This is a genomic window from Streptacidiphilus jeojiense, assembly GCF_000719095.1.
Taxonomy (GTDB): Bacteria; Actinomycetota; Actinomycetes; order Streptomycetales; family Streptomycetaceae; genus Streptacidiphilus; species Streptacidiphilus jeojiensis.
Genome location: NZ_JOEH01000003.1, coordinates 168,249 through 190,399 on the forward strand (window position 1 = coordinate 168,249; position 22,151 = coordinate 190,399).

The 22,151-nt window shown below is 70.3% G+C and carries 22 protein-coding genes and 1 tRNA gene; 16 read left to right on the forward strand and 7 right to left on the reverse strand.

Features of this window, described 5'->3' with window-relative positions; genetic code table 11:
- Positions 1-56: 56 nt before the first annotated feature.
- Positions 57-1,874 (forward strand): ABC-F family ATP-binding cassette domain-containing protein, encoded by a 1,818-nt coding sequence (locus tag IF29_RS0104370; protein WP_030249783.1) that lies wholly within the window; start codon positions 57-59, stop codon positions 1,872-1,874.
- A 31-nt stretch (positions 1,875-1,905) separates the two neighbouring features.
- Here the strand turns inward: IF29_RS0104370 and IF29_RS0104375 are convergent, their stop codons facing one another.
- From IF29_RS0104375 to IF29_RS0104390, 3 genes are all read right to left on the reverse strand, one after another.
- Positions 1,906-2,511, reverse strand: a complete 606-nt coding sequence (locus IF29_RS0104375; RefSeq protein WP_030249786.1) for a hypothetical protein — start codon at positions 2,509-2,511, stop codon at positions 1,906-1,908.
- A 115-nt stretch (positions 2,512-2,626) separates the two neighbouring features.
- Positions 2,627-3,244, reverse strand: a complete 618-nt coding sequence (locus IF29_RS45805) for a hypothetical protein (RefSeq protein WP_157623594.1) — start codon at positions 3,242-3,244, stop codon at positions 2,627-2,629.
- Positions 3,244-3,570 (reverse strand): hypothetical protein, encoded by a 327-nt coding sequence (locus tag IF29_RS0104390; protein ID WP_030249788.1) that lies wholly within the window; start codon positions 3,568-3,570, stop codon positions 3,244-3,246. Before IF29_RS0104390 ends, IF29_RS45805 begins: the two co-directional genes overlap by 1 nt.
- A 331-nt stretch (positions 3,571-3,901) precedes the next feature.
- Here IF29_RS0104390 and IF29_RS43195 point away from each other — a divergent pair, with 331 nt between their 5' ends.
- From IF29_RS43195 to IF29_RS0104440, 10 genes are all read left to right on the forward strand, one after another.
- Positions 3,902-4,459: a hypothetical protein gene (locus IF29_RS43195; protein ID WP_051724874.1), complete on the forward strand. Its 558-nt coding sequence runs from the start codon at positions 3,902-3,904 to the stop codon at positions 4,457-4,459.
- A 26-nt stretch (positions 4,460-4,485) separates the two neighbouring features.
- Entirely contained in the window at positions 4,486-6,099 is a 1,614-nt protein-coding gene (locus IF29_RS0104400; RefSeq protein ID WP_030249793.1) for a WXG100 family type VII secretion target, read from the forward strand.
- Positions 6,100-6,111: 12 nt separating this feature from the next.
- The gene (gene mycP, locus IF29_RS44345; protein ID WP_084713513.1) at positions 6,112-7,458 is read left to right on the forward strand and encodes a type VII secretion-associated serine protease mycosin; all 1,347 of its coding nucleotides are present in this window, start codon (positions 6,112-6,114) and stop codon (positions 7,456-7,458) included.
- 140 nt (positions 7,459-7,598) lie between these two features.
- Positions 7,599-8,363, forward strand: coding sequence for a hypothetical protein (locus IF29_RS0104410; RefSeq protein ID WP_030249798.1), 765 nt, complete (start codon positions 7,599-7,601; stop codon positions 8,361-8,363).
- The gene (locus tag IF29_RS0104415; RefSeq protein WP_030249801.1) at positions 8,363-8,677 is read left to right on the forward strand and encodes a hypothetical protein; all 315 of its coding nucleotides are present in this window, start codon (positions 8,363-8,365) and stop codon (positions 8,675-8,677) included. Before IF29_RS0104410 ends, IF29_RS0104415 begins: the two co-directional genes overlap by 1 nt.
- 18 nt (positions 8,678-8,695) lie before the next feature.
- Positions 8,696-9,427: a hypothetical protein gene (locus tag IF29_RS0104420; RefSeq protein WP_030249803.1), complete on the forward strand. Its 732-nt coding sequence runs from the start codon at positions 8,696-8,698 to the stop codon at positions 9,425-9,427.
- Complete coding sequence (locus tag IF29_RS45810) at positions 9,420-10,208, forward strand: hypothetical protein (RefSeq protein ID WP_157623595.1); 789 nt, start codon at positions 9,420-9,422, stop codon at positions 10,206-10,208. The genes IF29_RS0104420 and IF29_RS45810 overlap by 8 nt, the downstream gene beginning before the upstream one ends.
- 57 nt (positions 10,209-10,265) lie before the next feature.
- Positions 10,266-10,589 carry a WXG100 family type VII secretion target gene (locus IF29_RS45815; protein ID WP_030249807.1) on the forward strand — a complete coding sequence of 108 codons (324 nt, stop codon included), beginning with the start codon at positions 10,266-10,268 and terminating at the stop codon, positions 10,587-10,589.
- A gap of 17 nt (positions 10,590-10,606) precedes the next feature.
- Positions 10,607-12,103: an alpha/beta hydrolase gene (locus IF29_RS45820; protein ID WP_051724876.1), complete on the forward strand. Its 1,497-nt coding sequence runs from the start codon at positions 10,607-10,609 to the stop codon at positions 12,101-12,103.
- Positions 12,104-12,168: 65 nt separating this feature from the next.
- Positions 12,169-12,244 (forward strand) — tRNA-Thr (locus tag IF29_RS0104440).
- Positions 12,245-12,340: 96 nt separating this feature from the next.
- On the opposite strand, the gene IF29_RS0104445 is transcribed toward IF29_RS0104440, so the two are convergent.
- Positions 12,341-12,988, reverse strand: coding sequence for a nucleoside/nucleotide kinase family protein (locus IF29_RS0104445; RefSeq protein WP_030249811.1), 648 nt, complete (start codon positions 12,986-12,988; stop codon positions 12,341-12,343).
- Between the two features lie 117 nt (positions 12,989-13,105).
- Between IF29_RS0104445 and IF29_RS0104450 the strand changes: the two genes are divergently transcribed.
- The 5 genes from IF29_RS0104450 to IF29_RS0104470 all read left to right on the forward strand — a co-directional run bounded on the left by IF29_RS0104450 (position 13,106) and on the right by IF29_RS0104470 (position 18,309).
- On the forward strand, positions 13,106-13,777 hold the full coding sequence (locus tag IF29_RS0104450) for a response regulator transcription factor (protein ID WP_030249813.1): 672 nt from the start codon (positions 13,106-13,108) through the stop codon (positions 13,775-13,777).
- Positions 13,778-13,871: 94 nt separating this feature from the next.
- The gene (gene galT, locus IF29_RS0104455) at positions 13,872-14,987 is read left to right on the forward strand and encodes a galactose-1-phosphate uridylyltransferase (protein WP_030249815.1); all 1,116 of its coding nucleotides are present in this window, start codon (positions 13,872-13,874) and stop codon (positions 14,985-14,987) included.
- Positions 14,984-15,958, forward strand: a complete 975-nt coding sequence (gene galE, locus IF29_RS0104460) for a UDP-glucose 4-epimerase GalE (RefSeq protein WP_030249817.1) — start codon at positions 14,984-14,986, stop codon at positions 15,956-15,958. The genes galT and galE overlap by 4 nt, the downstream gene beginning before the upstream one ends.
- A 3-nt stretch (positions 15,959-15,961) precedes the next feature.
- Positions 15,962-17,182 carry a galactokinase gene (galK, locus tag IF29_RS0104465; protein ID WP_051724877.1) on the forward strand — a complete coding sequence of 407 codons (1,221 nt, stop codon included), beginning with the start codon at positions 15,962-15,964 and terminating at the stop codon, positions 17,180-17,182.
- A gap of 170 nt (positions 17,183-17,352) precedes the next feature.
- The gene (locus IF29_RS0104470) at positions 17,353-18,309 is read left to right on the forward strand and encodes a LuxR C-terminal-related transcriptional regulator (RefSeq protein ID WP_030249821.1); all 957 of its coding nucleotides are present in this window, start codon (positions 17,353-17,355) and stop codon (positions 18,307-18,309) included.
- A 69-nt stretch (positions 18,310-18,378) separates the two neighbouring features.
- Here IF29_RS0104470 and IF29_RS45825 read toward each other — a convergent pair whose 3' ends face one another.
- The 3 genes from IF29_RS45825 to IF29_RS0104485 form a co-directional block, all read right to left on the reverse strand.
- Entirely contained in the window at positions 18,379-19,092 is a 714-nt protein-coding gene (locus tag IF29_RS45825) for a hypothetical protein (RefSeq protein WP_157623597.1), read from the reverse strand.
- A 20-nt stretch (positions 19,093-19,112) separates the two neighbouring features.
- Positions 19,113-20,975: a phosphatidylglycerol lysyltransferase domain-containing protein gene (locus IF29_RS0104480; RefSeq protein WP_084713517.1), complete on the reverse strand. Its 1,863-nt coding sequence runs from the start codon at positions 20,973-20,975 to the stop codon at positions 19,113-19,115.
- Positions 20,976-21,141: 166 nt separating this feature from the next.
- The gene (locus IF29_RS0104485; protein WP_051724878.1) at positions 21,142-22,035 is read right to left on the reverse strand and encodes an SGNH/GDSL hydrolase family protein; all 894 of its coding nucleotides are present in this window, start codon (positions 22,033-22,035) and stop codon (positions 21,142-21,144) included.
- Positions 22,036-22,151: the final 116 nt, after the last annotated feature.

Genomic DNA, 22,151 nt, shown 5'->3' on the forward strand with positions numbered 1-22,151 from the left:
GGGGTCGCAGACGCGTCCGTCCGCGCAGCCCCCAGCCCCGCAGGAGCGCAGCACCCGTGGCAGTCAATCTCGTAACCGTCGAAAATGTCGTCAAGGTCTACGGCACCCGTGCCGTCCTCGACGGTGTGTCCATCGGCGTCAGCGAAGGCGACCGGATCGGCGTCGTCGGCCGCAACGGTGACGGCAAGACCACCCTCACCCGGATCATGGCCAAGCTGGAGGAGGCCGACACCGGCCGGGTCACCCACGTCGGCGGGCTGCGCGTCGGCGCGCTCACCCAGAGCGACTCGCTCGACCCCGCGGCCACCATCCGCCACGAGGTCATCGGCGACATGGACGACCACCAGTGGGCCGGCAACGCCAAGATCCGCGACGTGCTCACCGGACTCTTCGGCGGCCTGGACCTCCCCGGCTTCGCCCAGGGCCTGGACACCGTCATCGGCCCGCTCTCCGGCGGCGAGCGCCGCCGCATCGCGCTGGCCAAGCTGCTCATCGCCGAACCCGACCTGCTGGTCCTGGACGAGCCCACCAACCACCTTGACGTCGAGGGCATCGCCTGGCTCGCCGGCCACCTGCGGGTCCGCCGCTCCGCGCTGGTCGTGGTCACCCACGACCGCTGGTTCCTGGACCAGGTCTGCACCCGGATGTGGGACGTCCAGGACGGCACCGTCCACGAGTACGAGGGCGGCTACTCCGACTACGTCTTCGCGCGCGCCGAGCGCCAGCGCATCGCCGCCACCGAGGAGACCAAGCGGCAGAACCTGGTCCGCAAGGAGCTCGCCTGGCTGCGCCGCGGCGCCCCGGCCCGTACCTCCAAGCCGCGCTTCCGGGTCGAGGCGGCGAACGAGCTGATCGCCGACGTCCCCGAGCCGCGCGACCGCGCCGAGCTGATGAAGTTCGCCAATTCGCGGCTCGGCAAGACGGTGTTCGAGCTCGAGGACGTCACCGTCCAGGCCGGACCCAAGGTGCTGCTGGAGCACCTCACCTGGAACCTCGGCCCCGGCGACCGCATCGGCATCCTCGGTGTCAACGGCGCCGGCAAGACCTCGCTGATGCGCGCCATGCAGGCGGCCTGGGCCAGCGACGGCGACGTCCAGCCGGTGGCGGGGCGGATCATCGTCGGGAAGACCGTCAAGCTGGCCTACCTGTCCCAGGAGGTCGCCGAACTCCCGGCGTCGCTGAGGGTGCTGGAGGCGGTCGAGCAGATCCGCGGCCGGGTGGACCTGGGCAAGGGCCGCGAGATGTCGGCCGGCCAGCTCTGCGAGACCTTCGGCTTCGGCAAGGAGAAGCAGTGGACGCCGGTCGGCGACCTGTCCGGCGGCGAGCGCCGCCGGCTGCAGCTGCTGCGCCTGCTGATGGACGAGCCCAACGTGCTGTTCATGGACGAACCCACCAACGACCTCGACATCGAGACCCTCAGCCAGCTGGAGGACCTGCTCGACGGCTGGCCCGGCTCGCTGGTCATCGTCAGCCACGACCGCTACTTCATCGAGCGGACCACGGACCAGGTGTACGCCCTGCTCGGCGACCGGGCCCTGCGGATGCTGCCCAAGGGCATCGACGAGTACCTGGACCGCAGGCACGCGATGGAGGCCGCGAGCGCCCCGTCGGCCTCCTCCGGTCTGTCCAGCGGCGGTACCTTCGCCACCGCCCCGAAGAAGACCGGGGACACCCGCGCCGCGAAGAAGGAGCTCCAGCGCCTGGAGCGGCAGATCCAGAAGCTGGACAAGGAGGAGGCCAAGCTGCACGCGCAGATGGCCGAGCACGCCGCCGACTTCGGCAAGGTCGCCGAGCTGGACTCCAGCCTCCGCGCCCTGAAGGACGAGCGGGACGAGCTGGAACTGGAGTGGCTGGAACTCGCCGAGGACGTGTGAGGGCCCGGCCCCGCCCCGTGTCCCGTCCTGCTCAGCTGCCGGGCCGGAACGACTTGAAGGCGTTCATCAGGCCCTTGCGGGGGTCGTCGTCGAGGACGCGGTCGTAGTAGTAGACCGCGGAGAGGGCCAGCAGGGTGCTGACCCGCTCGTCGTGGAGGCGCAGCGAGTAGCGCGGGTGGCGGGTACCGGCGAGGCGGGCGAACTCGAACCCCTCGGACCCGGGGCCCCGGAACCTGACCCGGTAGGTGAAGAGCATGTCCATGGTCCGCTTCATCGGGGCCAGGTTCAGCGGGCCGCTGTAGCGGGCCCTGGTGGTCCCGGTGGGGCGTCCGACCAGGGCGGGCAGACCGATCTGCTCGAAGGTCCACCGCTCGCCGCCGACGACCCGGCTGTCGGTGTGGTCCACCGTGCCCAGGCGGGTCTTGTTCTCGTCCGCGGCCCAGCGCGGGGTCACCCAGCCCTCAAGGACGTCGAGACCGGGGCCGGAGTGGACGGCCAGGGCGTGGACCGAGGTGAAGACATGGTCCTTGTGCAGCCGGACGACCGGGTCCGGCTGTCCCTCCACGGAGACCTCGAAGGTCGTGGTGTGCAGGGTGTGCCGACTGGTCAGGGTGAGTTCCCGCAGCGTCCCGATCACCGGCGGACCCTGCGGTCGACCGAGCGCGCCCGGTCGGTGACGGCGCGCTGCTCCGGGCCCTCGGTGGCGGACCGCCACTCGGCAGCCGCCGCGGCGCACGTCGGGGGAGACATGGTCACGACGGCGACGCCGCGCTGGAGGGGATGGTGGTCGGCCACGTGATGGTGTTCCTGCACGGGGCCTGCGGAGCCACGGCCTTGGCGATCTTCAGGGCGATGTTCGCGTACCCGGGCTGCCAGCCACTGGCCGAGGACGTGGAGCCGGAGTCGACCTGTACAGCAGCGTAGGGCCACCCTTGTGCATAAGCCGCGTCCTGGCAGTTGAAGTAGAGCGCGACTCCCGTGGGGAAGGCCACGACGTTGACCTCGGAGTTCAGTGCGGTGATCCGGTTGCCCGAAATCCCTTTCAGTCTCGCCACGTTGGACGCTTCGGAGAACACCCACACGCGGGAGAGCAGGGTTTTTCCGCCTCCTCCATAGATCAAGCAGGCGGAACGTGCCGAGTTGGACAGGCCTGTGACCAATGTGCCGTCGTCACTGCTGGTCACCTTTTTGCTCGAACCCATCACTGAAGCAGCATCCGCCTGGTTGAGCACGCCCCAGCAAGCCGAATTCGGGAGGCTTGTTGCCACTGAGTCCGATTGCCAGGGCTGCCACACGAGTGCCGTCAACCCCACGGCGACCATCGCCGCTGCCAGTGCGATGGCGATGGTGCGACGATGTCCCTTTGCCACTATGAGTAGTTCCCATTGACTCGGTCGTCATCCCCGGCTCCGTTCTGGTAGCCGTTCAAGGCCCCAGTCGAAGCGGTGCTGGCGTAGTCGTTGATCTGCTGGGCGCTGAGGCCGGATCCCTGCAGTGCGTGGGTCACGGCCTTCTGCGCCGCGTCCGATGTCGCCTGCTGAGCCTGGCTGTCGAGGTGGCCGCTCTGTTGGATGCTCTGCGGGGTCGCATCCGTCTTGTAGCCGGAGGCCAGTGTGTCGATGTACTGCGAAACACCGGACTTGTCGAACATCCATGGATTCAGCGCGCGATCGAGCGCCAGGTCGTCCCCCGCCATGCCCGCCAACCTCTCGATCGTTCGTGTGGCTGCCGATGTTAGCGAAGCCCTGCGACGGACGGGTGGGCCGACGAGCGGGTGGGACGTGAGCCCGTGGTCCCGCTTCCGGGTACCCGGCGCTTCGTGCACCCGGGAACGGGGGAGGTGAGTAAGGACGGGAGTGGCGCGAGCCGACCGAGGACGCCCGACGAAGCCGCCGGCGGCGGCGTGCGGAGGGGGTCCGGAGTCAACTTCGTGTACTCCGGAACCGCCCCGCACATGAGAGACGTCAGAGCTGTGCGGTAACTTTGTCATCGATCAGATTGGCATGACGGGTACATGGAGGGGGACCATGACAGCGCCGGACCTGACAACCGAGCTCAGCACGCTCACCACCTTCCGCGACAGGGTGGACTCACTGCTCACGTCGCTGACCGCCAGCCCTGCGTCGAGCACGTCCATGGGCCGTCAGCAGTTCGACATGAACAGCCTGGGGACAACGGTCTTCACCGGTGACGGGAAGATGGGTTTCGACGAGGTCATCGACCTCTTCTCGACCTACAGCACCGTGCAGGAGCAGCTGCAGAAGCTCTCCCAGACACTGACCGACCAGATCAACGCGATGAGCATCACCGTGCAGATCTCCCAGGTCGGCTACAACAATGTCGAAGCCAGCCAGGTCGATACGCTGTGGACGATCCAGCAGCAGACCGCGGCCGCCGTACCGCCGCCCGGCCAGACCAATCTGACGGTGCAGCAGCAGATCGACATCGCCAACCAGCAGGACGACCGGCCGCCGCACCCGCACCCGCAGACTGGTGCAACGACGACGCCGAGCAGCAACACCAGCGTGCCGAGCGGTACCAGCGACACGGGCAACGCAGGCAACACGGACAACCGAGGGCTGTAGGACCAGGGGCAACGGGGAGTAGGGGCATGAGAGACTCAGGTGGCGGTGACTCGTGGTCCGCCAACACCAACTTCGAGCAGTTCACGCACGCTGACCTGCTCAAGATGATGGCGGGTGCCAATCCCGCGGCAGTCACCAAGGTCGGCACCACGCTGGCCGAGGCCAGCACGCACATGCAGAGCCTCGCCGACGACCTTGCGACGCACATCAACGGGCTGGTCTGGGACGGTGACGCGGGCGACGCCTTCAAGACCTGGGCCCGCCAGGTCGTCTCCGCGACGGACACCCTCGCCATCTTCACCAGCAACACCGCGGTGGGGATCAACATGGCGGGCGAGACCCTGAGCAGCACCCAGGTCCCGCCGATCCCGGCGGCCGACCAGGCGACGGTGGACGCGTACAAGAAGCAGTTCGGTGCCCAGACGTTCATCGGCACGGACGGCGAGGCCAAGGTCGCCAAGCCGCTGTTCTCCACGAACCCGACGCTCAACAGCGGGACCGTCAGCCCCGCCATCAGCCACCTGGTCAGCCAGGAGACCGCGTACCAGGCGCAGACCCGCCTCGACGCGGCGCACCAGGAAGCCATCGGCCAGATGGAGAAGCTGGGCGGCGCATACGTGGGCGCCCAGTCGACCCTGACGGTGAGCACGATCCCGACGTTCCCGCCGACGCCGGCGGCGCTGATGCCGCCGCAGGGGAGCGGGATTTATAGTTCGGGGGGCAATCTCGGAGAGGTCAGCAAGGGCTCCACTAGCAGTGGCGTCACCGGCGGTGTGGTAACCACCGCCAGTGGTACCAAGACCACCAAGAAGAGCACTTCAGGTTCTTCCTCCGGCGATGATCCCGCGCCGAGCACCTTCGAGCCGGTGACGTCCCCCGGGTCCAGTTCTGGCACCGGGACGGGTGGCGGTTCCACAGGGGGCAGTGGTTCGACGACACTGCAGGGTGTTGGGGATCCCAACAATCCGTCAGGATCCGGTGGTACCAACACAGGTGGCGGCGGCGGTACGACGGGCGGTTCCAGCAGCAGCAACGGCGGCACGGGTGGTGGGAACGGCAGCGTCATTGCGCCCCCGCCCGGTGGGGTGAACGGCGGTACCAACAACGGCAGCCAGGGCCCCGGCGGCGTGACCTCGGGTGGCACGGAACCGGGCGGTTCGAGCAGCACCGGAATCGGTGGCGGTAACAGCCGGACGGGAGGCGTGACCGGGGAGCCCGAGACTGGGATCCACGGTGGTGTGCCCACTCCAGTCAGCGCCCGCAGCACCAGTCGCTCGGGTTCAGGCGTGATCGGTGCAGAGGGAGACGGCGCGGGCATGTCCGCCTCCGCTCTCGGGCGGGGCCGTATCGGCGGTGGTTCGGCAGGCGTCGAGGGTGCGGCGACCGGCGGAGCAGCGTCCATGGCTGAGAGCGCGGGTTCGAGCACGGCGCGTTCCGGGCTCGGCTCCTCCGCCGCCGGCGAAGGAGCAGCAGCGGCTGCGGCTGAGGGCCACGGCAGCGGCATGATGCCGATGGGCGGCGGAGGCATGGGTGGCGCCGCCGGTGGCAAGGGGCGCAGGCGTCAGCGCGCGGCCTACCTCACCGAGGACGAGGAGACCTGGACCCAGGACGTCCAGGCCAACCCGACAGTGATCCAGTAGGTTCTTGAACGGATGATCGAGCGCGAGGGCAAGGAGAGCACAGTGGCACGGTCCGGTGGACGAGCGGTGCCTCCTGCCATCGCAGCCTTCTGCGCGGTAGCTGCGCTGCTCATGGGCAGCGCAGCCCCAGCGCGGGCGGCGAGCCTTGACGTTCGAGACAAGGAGTGGTGGCTCACAAGCATGCACGCGACCGACCAGATGTGGCCGGTCTCGACAGGCAAGGGCATCACTGTTGCGGTGATTGACAGTGGAGTGAATGCAAGCCATCCAGACCTGGTGGGGCAGGTACTTGCGGGTCAAAATTTCTCCGGGCTGCCTGGTGGGGCTACTACTGACGTCGACAAGGAGAGCCATGGCACCGGCATGGCGAGCCTGATTGCTGGTACTGGAAAGGGACTGAACGGCAAGGGCATGTATGGCCTAGCCCCCGGAGTGAAGATTCTTCCGCTGCGGATCGTAGGAAAGGGCGACAACGAAGCTGCGTTCGCCGCGAACTACTCCCCGCAACTGGCTGCGGCTATCAGAGCCGGGGCGGACAGTAGCGCCAAGATCTTGAGTATCTCGCAAGCTCAGATCGAGGATGAACCGAACGTCCGCAGCGCCGTGGCTTATGCACTATCTAAAGGGAAACTGGTTGTAGCGGGTGTCGGCAACAACGCCAAGATCGGGAATCCGGTCGAATATCCTGCTGCCTTCCCCGGTGTTGCGGCGGTCGGCTCCATCAATGCGAAGAGCCAGGTTGCCTCATACTCCGAGTATGGCCCGCAGGTAGACTTCACTGCCCCAGGCGACGGCATGTACAACGCATGCAACGGCCCGACTGGGTATTGCTACTCAAGTGGCACCAGCGATGCCACCGCCATCTTCTCCGCCTCCGCTGCCCTCCTCTGGTCCGCTCATCCCTCCTGGACTGCGGACCAGGTACTCAACGTCCTCAAGAACACGGCCAGCCAAGGCGACCAACCCGGCGTGCAGGATCCGTACTACGGCTACGGCATCATCCGTCCCCGGATCGCTCTCACCAACCCCGGCGACCCCGGTCCCGCTGACGTCAACCCGCTGACCTCGCAGACCACGGCCAGCAGCTCCGCCGCTCCGAGTGGCAGCGCTGCCGCGCCCGTCGTGTCGGGTACCCCGGCGGCGACTGCGTCGGCAAGCGCCGCGCCGCAGGCGGCTGCGAAGAAGTCCGGTGGCAGTACCGGTCTGTTCATCGGCATCGGTGTCGGCGTCGTGGTCGTCCTCGGCGCAGTTGCCGCCTTCGTCCTGCGCAGCAGGAACAAGCGCCCCGGCCCCCCGCCGCCCCCGCCCTCCGCCCCGTCCAACCCGTACGGGCACCTCCCCGACCCGTACCGACAGTAGCAAACCTACCGATTCTCCTTCCTGGTCAGAGAAATTCGTGTACGGCTCTACGGTGCACCGGTAGTCTGCTGGGTCCTAGGCGGACACGCGATGGAGATGTCCAACCATGAGTCCAACCTGGATCAATCGGGGGTCAGAGGATGGATGATGCGCTCCAGCGCCTTGAAGCGCTGCAGGAGAAGTTGACGGACACGCTGGACTTCATCGGCAGACTCGAGCAGATTCCGCTGCCCACTGCCGAGGCGACGGACCGATCCGGCGCGGTAACGGTGCGGTTGGCCCTGGACGGATTGCCGGAGTCTGTTCGACTGCACGCGGGTTGGCGGCGGACGACATCGGCCTCGGCGCTCGGCTCCGCTGTCGTTGAGGCGGCTCAGCTGGCCGTAGCGGAACGGGTGACGCAGTGGAGCCGCGATCTTGTCGCCAAGGGAATCGCCGGACCGCAGCAGCAGCTCACTAGCCCGAGCGGAGGCGTCACGAGCAGTGTGCCCACACCACGGCTGAGTGGCCATCAGCCCCCCTCTCCGAGCGTTCGCGAGCCGTCGGAGATCGTAGAAGATCTTCTTGTGACGCTGGCGGTAATGGAGCAGGCACTGGCATCCTCCTCCGCCGGGTCCACGGCTCAACGAGGCACTGCGGCGGATGGACGGGTGAGGGTACAGCTGTCAGCGCAGACCCTTCAGTCGTGCGAGTTCGATCAGGGCTGGCTTGCGACGGTGTCCGACAACGAGGTTGAGTCCGCGCTGCAAGCCGCAGTCGCCTCAGCCCGCTCGGCGATGGCAGCCGCACCGGAGAACGCAGCCGCTCGACTTGGCAGACGTTCGGACGAACTGATCGGCGAAATCACGGCTGCGCTTGAACGCAGAGGTGCCGGGACGCGGACCTTGCCGGAAGGGGCTTGCTGATGCCGGCCGCCGAAGACGGATATGCGGTGCCGGACGGCACCCTGGAACAGGAGGCCGGTGTATGGGACAGCGATGCCGATCAGTTGCAGAGCATTGCGTCGAAGGCTGGAGGCCTTCGGCTTGACCGCGTTACGGCCGGGATCTTTCAGATGATCGTCACCGCCCACGATGACCTGGTATCGACCGTGTCCGCGCGTGCGAACGAGGGCAGCTCGGAGATGCACCGAATCGCGCAGGCCCTGCGTACAACGGATCGTGGCTACCGCGAGCAAGAGGCCTCCACGGCTCAGTCGTTCAAGGCACTCCAGCGTTGACGGACCCAAGGGGGAAGCATGTTCAGTCCTTCGCAGTACCAGGAAGCCACGTCGAAGCTCGGGGAGCAGCCTCGCATCCTCCATCTGCATGCGTCTGAGCTGGAGGTGAAGGCTCAACATCTCGCGGACGAGTGGTACATCCCGGAACCGGTGGCGGAGGTGATCCTCGAGCTGGTGAGCCGGATCAACACCACGACCGAGCAGTTGATCAGCATGTTCGAGGATGCGCTGGAAAGCATCGGGGCCCCCTGGTCGATGTGGGAGAACCATCATGGATGGCAGAGCTTGCGCGGGTCCGCGACTGGAGTGGCTGCCAATGTGACTCCTTCCACGCTGGGCTCGGTCGGATCATGGACGGGGGCGGCCGCTACCGCTTACACCCAAGCGATCGGTCCGCAGTCGGCAGCAGCTGCGCGGTTGGGCTCTATTGCCGACAAGGTCCAGGGGTTGCTGGCATCGTGCGCCGAGGGCGGAGCGCTGTTCTACCTCGGGCTACTTGTCGAAGCGGTCCAGCTGCTGTTTGCCTACGGGGTCGCATCAGCGGCGACGGCTACCGGGGTCGCCGCCCCGGGCGGACTGGTAGTCGCGCTCGGCGGCAGTGCCGCGGTCCTCACTGCTGTGGTGGCTCTGGTCTCCGCCCTGACGAACTTCGCCAAGGGGCAGGCTGACGCACTCTCCGATCTCCAGAACGAAGCCGTGGATCAGAGCGCATTCCCATTCGGGCACTGGCCGAAGGCCGTCAATGTCTGACAGCGGTCACTACACGGATGGACCGGGAGGTCCGCGCAGGCAGGGATGGCAGCCCCCGCCCTCCGGCAACGTCGTCGTCGACGAGACCGGCTGGCCGGTAGGCAGCGTGATGGCGCGGCGGGCCAGGGCCGCGGCGAACGCGTCCAAGATCTGGGTCACTTGCCGATTCCTCAGCGTGGTCCTTGTCGAAGTCTGTTTTCTGGTCCCCCTGATCGTCTGGCTGACCAGTGGCAGCGCGGCTCGACGGGCAGTGTTCTACGGAAACGACCCCACGGAAGGAATCAGCAGGGGGCTGATGCCGCTGTTCGCCGTCGGGCTGATCGTCGTTCTGCTCTTCGTGATCCGTCCGACGACGGGAAGGCCGCTCGTTCTTTATCCGATCGGCATGTGCGCTGCCTTGCTGTGGGAGCCCAGCGGCGCGGCGAAGGCTGTGGGGAATGTGTACCCGTCGACTGGCGTCGGTCTGACGGTTCTGGCCGGGGTGACGACGGGTGTCTCGGTCTGCGCGCTGTTCCCTCCGCCGCGGCCGATGGCCTTCCGTGTCCTGCTGGCCCTGGCCTGGGTGGCGGCATGGAGTTGGTGCGGGATGGTGGGCCAGGCCCTGGCAGGGGTCGGTGGACAGATCTCCGGGAGTTCCGACCCGCGAGCGGAGCAGGCGCTGGGCTGGCTGCTGATCATCGGCTCAGTGCTGATGCTCTTCGCTGTGCTCCCCTGCCTCTCGCCGAGGAGTTGGCCCCCGCGCTCACCCCTTGGGGTGAATGGAAGGCGAATCGCTTCCTGACTCTCCGTTGCTTTCTAGGCTTCTCGGTGACGGAGTGTCATCTCGGGAGGGTCTTCCATGGACGTCATCGAGGGCGGTGGGCTGGCGGTTCGGCCGGAGGTGTTGGACGCGGAGGCGAGTGCGCTCAACTCGGCGGCGCTTCAGGTCGAATCCGCGGTGCGACGTGGGCTCGGAGAGATCGCGGCGGCCGGGGGAGCGCTCGCGGGCTGGCGGGCCGGGGCTGCGTTGGAGGAGTGTGCTGCGGCCTGGGCCGTGCGCCTGGCGGCCGTGGTCGCGGCGTTGGACGGGCATGCCGGGCGATTGCGGGTCAGCGCGCGGAACTACCGCGAGGCCGATGCGGCGGTGCGGGCCTCCATGGCGATTCAGCCGGTGCTCCCATGAGTCCGACACCGGGGCAGGTGGCCGAGCTGCAAGTCGGAGCCATGGCCGCAGCGGGCCGGGCCTGTGACGCACTGGCGCGGGAGTTGGCCGAGCAGGCCGCCGTGGTGAGTGGTGCTCGCTGCGCCACCGGTGAGGCATGGCAGGGCGAGGCCGCCTTCCGGGCCGGCCTTGCCGTCGACGCCGACCGGTTGCGGTTGATCGCGGCCGGGGAGCAGATGCAGGGGCTGGCCGTCCTGCTGACGCAGTACGCGGAGGAGTTGCGGGAGACGAGCGGCGCCGTGCGCGCGGTCCTGTGCAACGGCGACAGCAACGGCGCTGCCCTCGCCGTCGCGATGGCGAAGGCGGCGGAAGTCGACGGGCGCTGCGCCGCAGAGTTGTTGCGTTCGGCTGCGCAGGCCAGGGACGGCAGCGCGTTGGACCTGCCCACCGCCACCACGCAACTAGCCTCTGCCACCGCGCTGGTGGCCGGTTCGCTGCCCCCTCGCGGCAGCAGTCCCGCCCAGGTCCGGGACTGGTGGTGGCAGCGCAGCGCCGACGAGCGGCGGATGATCATCGCCGACGCGCCACAGCTCATCGGCGGTCTGGACGGCATCCCCTGCGCGGACCGGGACCGCGCCAATCGGGTGCTGCTCGACCGTCTCATCGACACGGAGGGGGACGTGTCCCGCCGCGCCGCCCTCACCGCCGTCAGGGAGCGGCTTAGGTACCGGCGGGACGGGGCGCCGTCGACGCTGCTGCTCTCGATCGGTGTCGAGGGCCAGGGCCGTGCCGTGCTCGCCTTCGGCGATCCGGACCGGGCGGCCGACGTCGCCGTCTATGTCCCCGGAATGGGGACAACTCTGGCCGACGTCGCCGGCAAGGACGGGGCCCGCGCCCTGGCCGTCCACGACGCGGCAGCGGCGCTGGCCCCCCGCTTGCGGCCGACCTCCTCGGTGGTCTGGCTCGGCTACGACCCGCCGTCCGGCTTTCCCGAAGGCGCCTCGCCTGCCCGAGCCATGGCCGGTGCGCCCCACTACGGACGCTTCCTGGCCGGGCTGCGGGCCACCACCGCCCGGGGCACGCCGCCCCATCTCACCGCCATCGGCCACAGCTACGGGTCGCTGCTGGTCGGCAAGGCCGCGCAACGGCCCGGCGGGATCGCCGCCGACGAGATCGTCCTGCTCGGCAGCCCGGGGACGGGGGCGGTCCGCGCGGAGCAGCTCGGCATGGAGCCGGGGCACGTCTGGGCCGCTGCCGCCCCGGACGACCCGGTCACCGAGCGGCTGCCGGCCCCACCGCGACTGCTGGCCTCGCTGCTGGCAGGACATGCGCCGGCGGCACTGCTCCCGGTGCAGCTGGGGGCGTCGCACCGGGCCCGGGGCTGGTTCGGCACCCGCCCCGCCGATCCCGCCTTCGGGGCCCGCCTGCTCCCCGCCGAGGACGGTCCCGACGGCAACCCGCACTCCCACTACCTCGACCCCGGCAGCCCCACCCTGGCCGCCCTCGCGGCCGTGGTCACGGCCCCGCCGCCGTGACGTCGAACGTGTGCGGGAGTGGATTTTGATGCTGGGGCGATGACCAGGTATTGTCTTCCTCGTTCGCCCCTATAGCTCAGTCGGTAGAGCGTCTCCATGGTAAGGAGAAGGTCTGCGGTTCGATTCCGCATGGGGGCTCCAGCAGGACCGAAGGCCCCCCGCCACTGGCGGGGGGCCTTCGTCGTACAAGCCGCACAACTGCACAGCCGTACAGCCGCGCAGCCGCATGACGCCCCCTCAGCTGCCGGGCACCACCAGGTCGTAGCGGTCGGCCGGGACGGCCTTCACCAGGTCGCCATTGGGGCGGTCGTTGCCCTCGACCCGGGAGCGGGCTCGGGCCGGCGACGAGCCGTTGCCCCGGTGGCGCCGGCCGAGCCGCTGCTCGCGCAGGGCGTCCGGGGCCTCGACGTACCAGAGCTGGTCCAGCAGCGCGGCGGCCTCGCGCCAGCCCGGCAGGTCCAGGCCGAGGTAGTTGCCCTCGGTGACGACCAGGCGGACGCCGGGGGCGATGACGTGCCGGGCGGCCACGGGCTCGTGCAGCAGCCGGTCGTAGTCGGGCGCGTAGACGTCGTGGTCGGCGGCCTCGGTCCCCTTGCCGACGCGGCGAAGCAGCGCCAGGTAGCCCTGGACGTCGAAGCTGGGCGCGGAGCCCTTGCGGTCGGCCAGCCCGAGCCGTTCCAACTGGGCGTTGGAGAGGTGGAAGCCGTCCAGCGGCAGCAGCGCCGCCGTCCCGGGGCCGAGCCGGGCGTCCACACCGTGGAGCAGCGCGGCCGCGAGGGTGGACTTGCCGGCCCCGGGCGGCCCGCACAGGCCGAGGAGCCGCCGCCCGGGCCGGTCCAGCAGACGGACGGCCTCGTCGACGAGTTGGTGGGGTGCGGAGTGCATGCCCCCAGTTTGCCCGCACCCGTCCAGGGACTTCCCCAGCGCGGCATGCTGGCGGTACGTGTACGGCATGGGCTGTGATGGTGCGTCACACCAAATGCGTCACTTCGAGGGGGAATCGTGGGCGTGCGGCTCGTGGTCGTTGACGACCACCGACTGCTGGCGGAGGCACTGGCGACCGCGCTGCAGCTGAGGGGGCACCGGATCCTCGCTGTGGGCACCCCGGTGGGTGCGGCGGCCGAACTGGTGCTGCACCGGCGCCCGGAGGTGTGCCTGCTGGGGGTCGCGCACCCGGAGGACGGCGCGTCCTTCGACGCGGTGCGCCGGATCCGCCGTGAGCGTCCGGAGGTGGGCGTCGTGGTGATGGGGGGCGCCGCGAGCCTGGCCGGGGTGGCTGCCGCGTTCGGGGCCGGGGCGGCCGGATACGTCCGCCAGGACGACCGGATCGAGGTGGTCGAGCGCGCCCTGACCAGAGTCAGGGCCGGGGAGGCCGCCGTGGCCCCGGAACTGCTGCAGGCGGCGTTCCAGCACCTGCTGCGCCCCTCGGCCGAGCCGGACGACGAGGCGGTGCGGCTGCTGCGGCTGCTGACCCGGCGCGAGGTGCAGGTGCTGATGCGGATCGCCGAGGGGGAGGACACCAGGGAGATCGCGGTGGGGATGTCCATCGCCCCCAGCACCGCCCGCACGCATGTGCAGCGGGTACTCATGAAGCTCGGCGCCCGGACCCGGCTGGAGGCGGCGGCGGTGGCGGCCCGGACCGGGCTGCTGGAACGGGTCGCCCAGGACGACTGATCGCGACCGGCTCGTTCAGGGTGTTGACTCATGATGTGTTGTGTTTGAATATGTTGGTAAGGGGTTCGCCGTAGTGTGAAAAATGGAGCGCGTAGTGAAGAAGACCAGCACTCGGATGGCCGACGGCCGCGAGTTGATCTACTACGACTCCCGTGACGACACGGTGCGCGACGACCCCGACCTGCGGCCGCTCGAAGCCACCGCCACCTCCTCGGAGATCCGCTACGACCCGCTGCTCGACGAGTGGGTCGTCATCGCCTCGCACCGCCAGGGACGCATCTACCACCCGCCGGCGGACGAGTGCCCGCTCTGCCCCTCCCGCGACGGACGGCTCAGCGAGATCCCGGCGCCCGACTACGACGTCGTGGTCTTCGAGAACCGCTTCCCCTCGCTCACCACCTCGGCCGCGGGCGCTCCCGACACCGTCACCGGGACGCTGCCGCACCACGCCCGTCCCGGCAACGGCCGCTGCGAGGTGGTCTGCTTCACCTCCGACCACGACTCCTCCTTCGCCGACCTCACCCCCGCCCAGGTCGGCCTGGTGCTGGACGCCTGGACCGACCGCACCGCCGAACTGTCCGCGATCCCCGGCGTCGAGCAGGTGTTCTGCTTCGAGAACCGCGGCGAGGAGATCGGCGTCACCCTCGGCCACCCGCACGGCCAGATCTACGCCTACCCGTTCGTCACCCCGCGCACCGAGCGCATGCTCGCCTCGGCCGCCGCGCACCGCAGGCGCACCGGGCGCAACCTCTTCGACGACCTGCTCGCCGCCGAGCGCGCCGAGGGCGACCGGGTCGTCATCGCCGGGGAGCACTGGACCGCCTTCGTCCCCTACGCCGCGCACTGGCCCTACGAGGTGCACCTCTACCCCAACCGCAGGGTCGGCGACCTGCTCGCCCTCAACGACGCCGAGCGCGCCGAGTTCTGCACGGTCTACCTCGACCTGCTGCGCCGCTTCGACCTGCTGTTCGACACCGACGGCTCCGGCACCAACAAGACCCCCTACATCGCCGCGCTGCACCAGTCCCCGGTCCGCTCCGGCCCGCCCGGCACAGGCGGGGAACTGGCACTTCACATGGAGCTCTTCACGATCCGTCGTACGGTGGGCAAGCTCAAGTTCCTGGCCGGCTCCGAATCGGGCATGGACGTGTTCATCAACGACGTGTCGCCGGAGACGGCGGCGAAGCGCCTACGAGAGGTCTCCCCATGACCCCCCAGTCAGCGAAATACCTGGTCACCGGCGGCGCCGGCTACGTCGGCGGCGTCGTCGCCGCGCACCTGCTGGAGGCCGGCCACCAGGTCGTCGTCCTGGACGACCTCTCCACCGGGCACCGCGTCTCCGTCCCGGCCGGCGCCGAGTTCGTCCAGGGCCGGATCCAGGACGCCGCGGACGTGCTCGACGGGTCCTTCGACGGCGTGCTGCACTTCGCCGCCAGCTCCCAGGTCGGCGAGTCGGTCGCGGACCCGGAGAAGTACTGGCGCAACAACGTGGCCGGCTCGCTGGAGCTGCTGAGCGCCATGCGCAAGGCCGACGTCCGCCGCCTGGTCTTCTCCTCCACCGCCGCCGTCTACGGCGAGCCCGAGGTCAGCCCGATCGAGGAGACCGCGCGCACCGCGCCGACCAACCCCTACGGCGCCACCAAGCTCGCCGTCGACCACATGATCACCAGCGAGGCGAACGCCCACGGCCTGGCCGCGGTCTCGCTGCGCTACTTCAACGTCGCCGGCGCCTACGGCGTCCAGGGCGAGCGGCACGACCCGGAGTCGCACCTGATCCCGCTGGTCATCCAGGCCGCGCTGGGCAAGCGCCCGCACATCGCCGTGTACGGCGACGACTACCCCACCCCCGACGGCACCTGCGTCCGCGACTACATCCACGTCGCCGACCTCGCCGACGCCCACCTGCTGGCCCTCGCCGCCGCCGAGTCCGGACAGCACCTGATCTGCAACCTCGGCAACGGCAGCGGCTTCTCGGTCCGCGAGGTGGTCGAGTCGGTGCGCCGGGTCACCGGCCGCGAGATCAAGGCCGTGACCGCCGAGCGCCGCCCCGGCGACCCCGCCGCGCTGGTCGCCTCCGCCGCCCGGGCCCGCACCCTGCTCGGCTGGAACCCCCGCCGCACCGACCTCGACGCGATCGTCGCCGACGCGTGGAACTTCGCCCTCGCACTGGAACAGGAGTAAGCAGTGACCGATCAGGACGGGACCGGCCCGGTCAGGACCGGCCCAGACGGGGCCGTGCGCGAGGCCGTGGCCAAGGGCTTCGAGGCCGTGTACGGGACCACCCCGCAGGTGGTCTGGCAGGCCCCCGGGCGGGTCAACGTGATCGGTGAGCACACCGACTACAACGACGGCTTCATGCTCCCCATAGCCCTGCCGCACGCCACCCGTCTCGCCGCCGCGCTGCGCGAGGACGGCGTGCTGCGGCTGCACAGCGCCCAGTCCCCGGACGGCTCCGGGATCACCGAGCTGTCCCTGTCCGAGCTGGTCCCCGGCTCCGTGCCGGGCTGGGCCGGCTACCCCGCCGGGGTGGTCTGGGCGCTGCGCGACGCCGGGCACGCCGTCCCCGGGGCCGACCTGTACTTCGACAGCGACGTACCGGTCGGCGCCGGCCTGTCCTCCTCGGCCGCCCTGGAGTGCGCCGTCGCCGCCGCCTACAACGACCTCTGCGGCCTGGGCCTGACGCCCACCCGGCTCGCGCTGCTGAGCCAGCACGCCGAGAACGTCTTCGTGGGCGTGCCCTGCGGCATCCTGGACCAGCTCGCCTCCAGCTGCTGCGCGGAGGGCGCCGCCCTCTTCGTCGACGTCCGCAGCATCGACCCGGCCGAGGGCCGGACCCGCCAGGTCCCGCTGGACCTGGCCGGCGCCGGCCTGGTGCTGCTGGTCATCGACACCCAGGTCAAGCACGCCCACGCGGACGGCGCCTACGCCGAGCGGCGCCGGGGCTGCGAGAAGGCCGCCGCGATCCTGGGCCTGCCGGCCCTGCGCGACCTCGCCCTCGCCGACCTGGACGCCGCGCTGGACCGGCTGCCGGACGACGGACTGCGCGCCCTGGTCCGGCACGTCGTCACCGAGGACGCCCGGGTCGAGCAGGTCACCGCACTGCTGGACGCCGGTGAACTGCGGGCCATCGGCCCGCTGCTGACGGAGGGTCACGCCTCGATGCGGGACGACTACCGGATCTCCTGCACCGAGACCGACCTGGCGGTCGACACCGCCGTCGCGGCCGGCGCGCTGGGTGCGCGGATGACCGGCGGCGGCTTCGGCGGCTCCATCATCGCCCTGGTCGAGAAGGCCGACGCGGAGGCCGTGGCAGCCGCGGTGGCCGACGCGTTCGCCGCACAGGGGTGGACCGCGCCCCGGGCCTTCACCGCGGTGCCCTCGGCGGGCGCCAGGCGACTCGCGTAGCCGGCGCCGGACCGGTCGCGCAGGTCTCCGTGCCCCCGGGGGTTCCGGGGGCACGGGGACCTGCTTGTTGAACGGCATGCGGCAACAAGGACGACGGCGGTGCGCGATCTCGCTACCCTGAATCAACATCCGGCTGGGGGGCCGGACTGAGGCAGGATCAGGGGGCAGCAGTGGCGCGTATCCGGGTCCTGGTCGCGGACGGGCACCGCATCTTCGCCGAGGCGCTCGCCACGGCACTGGCCGCCGAACCGGACGTGGACGTCGCCGCGGCAGGCAGCGCGCAGGCCGCCGAGCGGGCGCTGGAGCGCGCCGCCGCCGAGAACCGGCCGTTCCAGGTGCTGCTGGTGGACGCGGACCTCACCCCGGGCGGTGCCCCGCCACCGCCCGGGAGCCAGCCCCGGCTGCCCGAAGCCAGGCGCACCCTCGCGCCCCCGCAACGCGCCCCCGTGGTGCACCTCCCCGCCCAGCGCAAGGCCGGCTACGGCACGCCCCCCGCAGGGGCGGGACCGGCGGGGGCAGGGCCGGCAGGCGCAGGCCCGGCCGCCCGCATCCCGGCGCCCCGCACCGGCGGCTCCGGCTCCACCAACGGCAGCACGGCCGCGACGCCCAACCCCGCCACCACCCCGGCGACGACGCCCGCTGCCCCGGCCGGTGACGGCCTCAGCTTCGCCGCCCGGGCCCGGGCGGCGCATCCGACCCTCCAGGTGATCGTCCTGGCCGTCGACGACGACCCCCGCCGGGTGGTCCAGGCCCTCCAGGCAGGGGCCGGCGCCTGGGTCGCCAAGGAGAGCTCGCTGGGACGGCTGATGGCCGTCATCAAGGGCGTCATGCGGGACGAGACGCACATTCCGCCACTGCTGCTCACCGGGGTCATCAGGGAGCTCACCGCGGCCCGCCGCGACCGCACCGAGAGCGAGCGGCTGGTCGAGTCGCTCACCCCGCGCGAGAAGCAGGTGCTGCGCTGCATGGTCGCCGGTCTGGGCCGCCAGGCCGTCGCCGACCGGCTCTTCCTCTCCCCGCACACGGTGCGGACGCACATGCAGAACGTCCTCGGCAAACTCGGCGTCCACAGCACGCTTGCGGCTGTCGCCTTGGCCCGGCGGGCGGGGGTGGGGCCGGCGGACTAGTGCAGGTGGCTGCATGGCTTGTCGCGCAGTTCCCCGCGCCCCCAGGTGTCTGCAACTGGCCCGCTTGCACTATCTAGGGGCGCGGGGAACTGCGCGACAAGCCACAGCAGAGCTGCACCCGCGTTCCAACGGCACCATGCACAGCGCCGGTACCGAAACCACGAAGATTGCCGCCAGGTGCTCTGCTCCCGCCAGATTCGGGAACAGAAGCTCCTCCAGGACCATCGCTCCGGTGACGACACCCCCGGTGACCCACGCGCGGTAGCGCCAAGCGACGGCGACCGCCAGGGCGACGACCGCTGCGGAGGGGCCGGTGTCACGGACCCACGCGTCCTCCCAGGGCAGCCCGAACAGCGCCGCAGGCCCCTGGCGGACCCCCTGGCGGGCGTACAGCGTCCCGGCGAGGGTGCCCGCGTAGGCGACCAGCAGGGTGCTACGCCGTCCGAGCGTGAGTTCGGCGATGCCGAACACCACGAAGACCTGTGCCGCGGCCCCCCAGGCCGGCAGGTCCGGCGCCGGTACGAAGAGCGACAGCGGCGTCCGTGCCAGCGACTCCCACAGCGGGAGCGCCGCCCGCACCACGCCCACCCGCTCGACCAGCACCGCCCCGCCCGCGGCGTGCTGCAGCAGCTGGAAGCCCAGAACCGCCGCCGTCGCCGCGAACGTCATCCGCAGCGCCGCCAGCCGCTCCCGGGCCAGGCTCTCGCGTACCGCCAGGTAGAGCCCGCCCCACTCGACGCTCAGCGCCGACCGCAGGGCCGCCTGTAGCTGGGAGTGCCTCATCCCACGAAAATAGGACATAACTAGCCAATTGGCTGCTTGGTGTCGGTTGCCGCCGTGCCCTCGGAGCTGGGGGTGCTGCCGTGGGCGCCCTCGTCGCCGCTACCGCCGCTACCGCCGCCCTCGCCGTCCAGCGCGCGGCTGTGCCGCCGCTTGAACAGGCTGGGCAGGCTCGGTGCGGTGATGAAACCCTCGGCCCGGGCCGAGGCCAGGCCGATCCTGGGCAGGTCGCTGCTGCGGGCGAACAGCAGGTAGCGGGGCTCCCAGATGGGCCGGTACTTGGCGTTCGCCCGATAGAGGGATTCGATCTGCCACCAGCGCGACAGGAACATCAGCACCGAGCGCCACAGCCGCAGCACCGGTCCCGCTCCGAGCTTCGAGCCGCGCTCGAAGACGGCCCGGAACATGGCGAAGTTCAGCGACACCCGCTTGATGCCGACGGTGTCGGCCTGCCCCAGCAGCTCGATGACCATGAACTCCAGCAGTCCGTTGTCGGAGTCCCGGTCGCGCCGCATCAGGTCCAGCGAGAGGCCGTCGCGCCCCCAGGGGACGAAGCTCAGCAGCGCCCGCAGCTCGCCCTGCCCGTCGTGGCACTCCAGCATCACGCACTGGCCGTCGTCGGGGTCGCCCAGGCGGCCCAGCGCCATCGAGAAGCCGCGCTCGGTCTGCCCGTCGCGCCAGGTGTCGGCGCGCTCCAGCAGGGTCTGCATCTCGTCGTCGGGAATGTCCGCGTGGCGGCGCACCCGTACGGTGTAGCCGGCCCGGCCGACCTTCTTGTGCGCCTGGCGCACGCCACGCATGGCGCGCCCCTCCAGGGTGAACTCGTCCACCTCGACGATGGCCTCGTCGCCCAGCTCCAGGGCGTTCAGCCCGTGCCGGGAGTAGACCGTGCCGCCCTCCTCGCTGGCGCCCATCACGGCCGGGACCCAGGCGTGCTCGCGGGCCTGGTCCAGCCAGCGGTCGATCGCCCCGGGCCAGGCCTCCACGTCGCCGATCGGGTCGCCCGAGGCCAGCGAGACCCCGCCGACCACCCGGTAGGCGACGGCGGCCTTCCCGGAGGGGGAGAACAGCACCGACTTGTCGCGGCGCAGCGCGAAGTAGCCCAGCGAGTCACGCTCCCCGTGCCGGTCCAGCAGCTCCCGCAGCCGCTTCTCGTCGTCGGGGCACAGGTACTCCTTGCCCTTGGGGGAGCGGAACAGCGCGTACAGCACCAGCAGGAAGATCAACGCGCTCATCGCGTTGATGGCGATGTCCACCCAGTGCGGGATGACGATGTTGCGGTAACCGGTTCCGGACGGGGCCAGGGTGTACACCCGCATGGCGGCGTACTGGATCCGGTGCCGCAGGAACGATCCGTCCGCCTCGTTGGTCAGGGTGACCAGCAGGGTGCCGACCAGGACGCCCACCGCGCCGCCGCCGACCAGGGCGGCCAGCGCCAGCCTGGGGTTGCTGCGGTCGCCCTTGGCGTGGAACTCCCTGCGGCCGACCAGCAGGGCGGCGAACATCAGCAGGGTGACGGTGGCCGAGGTCCAGTTGAACCAGTGCTCCCTGACCTCCGGGTAGAGCGCCAGCAGCAGGGCCATCAGGAACACGTAGAGGCCGACGACGATCACGTTGAAGATCCAGGCCGCGCGTTTGCGGCGGCGCATCATCATGGCCAGGAACAGCGCCAGGGCACCCGAGGTGAACCCGGCGGTGATCATGTACGGGGTGAAGAAGTCGCCGGTGTTGTGCCGGGTCACCTGGCTGTGGAATGGGGCTGAGACGGCTCCGAGGAAGTTGAGTACCGCGGCCACCCGCAGGTACCAGACCGCGAACACGGCGGCGCGAGGGCGCCAGACCGCGAGTCGGTTCGGTGCAGTTTCGGACGACACGTCCCTCCCCATCCTTTATAGGTGAATCCTCATAATTGCATAACATTTCCGCAACATCGTCGCCCGGAACGCCGAGAGCCCGCCCCCCGAACGGCGGGGGGCGGGCTCTGGCTACGGTCTGACGCCGAGGGCTCTCACCTCGGGGTCAGTACGGGGTCAGCGGGTGGTCCGTACGGGGTCACCGACGGCGCAGCACCTTCTCGAAGACTCCGGCGATCACCGCGTGACCGGTCGGGTTGGCGTGGATGTCCTGGTACTGGGTGCACTCCCAGGTCCAGGCGCAGATCCTGGCCACGTTCAGCGGAACCGTGCCGAACACCGGGAGGGTGGCCTGGTCGGTGAAGTCGTCCGTGGAGAACGCCTTGGCCACGTCGGCCAGCCTGAACCCGCTCTTCCACAGCCCCTGGTCGATGACGCCGTTCAGGGTGTCCGACAGCACCGTGGACTGCTGGGCCTCGGCCTGACCGGTGGCCCCGGTCAGCCAGACCGCCAGGAACGGGTCGTAGTAGTTCATCCCGGCGTACTGCGGGGCGCCCCAGCCCTGGCCGCCGGCCCGGCGCAGCCCCGAGGCGATCTGCGGCAGCTGGGTGGCGACCGTGGCGATGCCCTTGGCGGTGCAGGCCTGGTCGATGCCGGTGGCACTGAGACAGCCGTCCACGTCGTTGGCGCCGATGTCCAGGGTCACGTACTCCACCTCGCCGCGGTGCGCCCGCAGGAACGCCTCGGCCGCGCCCAGCTGCGAGGTCGCCCCCGGGTAGCTGCAGATGCCGCCGGCGATCATCGTCTCGGTGGTCTCGCCGCTGCAGCCCAGCTTGACGTGGACCAGCGTCGGGTCCTGCTTCTTCAGCCGGGTGTACAGCTGGTCCGTGTAGGACACGTCGGTGTTGGTGCGGACGTTCGGCTGGTAGCCGGCCGCCAGCGAGTCCCCGAGCGAGACGTAGTAGTGCGGCTGCGGATGGTGCCGTCCGCCCCGGTCGTGCGCGGACGCGGTGCCGGTCATCGCCGCGGTGGCCAGGGCCACGGTCGCGAGGACGCCGAAGGCGCGGCGCAGCCGGGAGGTGGTGCTGGGCATAGGTGGTGCCCCCCTTGTGGGAGGAGCCGCGACGGTGCGACTCCTGATCCCAGGGAGTATCCCAACTCACCGGTAGCTTGTGGCAATACCCGTGCAAGGAACGGTGCCGCCGCCCC

Bases quoted from the DNA above. Each gene is read 5' to 3' on its own strand.
- IF29_RS0104400 (WP_030249793.1), top strand. From the start codon at position 4,486: ATGAGAGACTCAGGTGGCGGTGACTCGTGGTCCGCCAACACCAACTTC.
- IF29_RS0104410 (WP_030249798.1), top strand. From the start codon at position 7,599: ATGGATGATGCGCTCCAGCGCCTTGAAGCGCTGCAGGAGAAGTTGACG.
- IF29_RS45815 (WP_030249807.1), top strand. From the start codon at position 10,266: ATGGACGTCATCGAGGGCGGTGGGCTGGCGGTTCGGCCGGAGGTGTTG.
- IF29_RS0104485 (WP_051724878.1), bottom strand. From the start codon at position 22,035: ATGCCCAGCACCACCTCCCGGCTGCGCCGCGCCTTCGGCGTCCTCGCG.
- IF29_RS0104390 (WP_030249788.1), bottom strand. From the start codon at position 3,570: ATGGCGGGGGACGACCTGGCGCTCGATCGCGCGCTGAATCCATGGATG.
- IF29_RS43195 (WP_051724874.1), top strand. From the start codon at position 3,902: ATGACAGCGCCGGACCTGACAACCGAGCTCAGCACGCTCACCACCTTC.
- IF29_RS45810 (WP_157623595.1), top strand. From the start codon at position 9,420: ATGTCTGACAGCGGTCACTACACGGATGGACCGGGAGGTCCGCGCAGG.
- IF29_RS0104415 (WP_030249801.1), top strand. From the start codon at position 8,363: ATGCCGGCCGCCGAAGACGGATATGCGGTGCCGGACGGCACCCTGGAA.
- IF29_RS0104445 (WP_030249811.1), bottom strand. From the start codon at position 12,988: ATGCACTCCGCACCCCACCAACTCGTCGACGAGGCCGTCCGTCTGCTG.
- IF29_RS45825 (WP_157623597.1), bottom strand. From the start codon at position 19,092: ATGAGGCACTCCCAGCTACAGGCGGCCCTGCGGTCGGCGCTGAGCGTC.
- IF29_RS0104420 (WP_030249803.1), top strand. From the start codon at position 8,696: ATGTTCAGTCCTTCGCAGTACCAGGAAGCCACGTCGAAGCTCGGGGAG.
- mycP (WP_084713513.1), top strand. From the start codon at position 6,112: ATGATCGAGCGCGAGGGCAAGGAGAGCACAGTGGCACGGTCCGGTGGA.
- galE (WP_030249817.1), top strand. From the start codon at position 14,984: ATGACCCCCCAGTCAGCGAAATACCTGGTCACCGGCGGCGCCGGCTAC.
- IF29_RS0104480 (WP_084713517.1), bottom strand. From the start codon at position 20,975: ATGGGGAGGGACGTGTCGTCCGAAACTGCACCGAACCGACTCGCGGTC.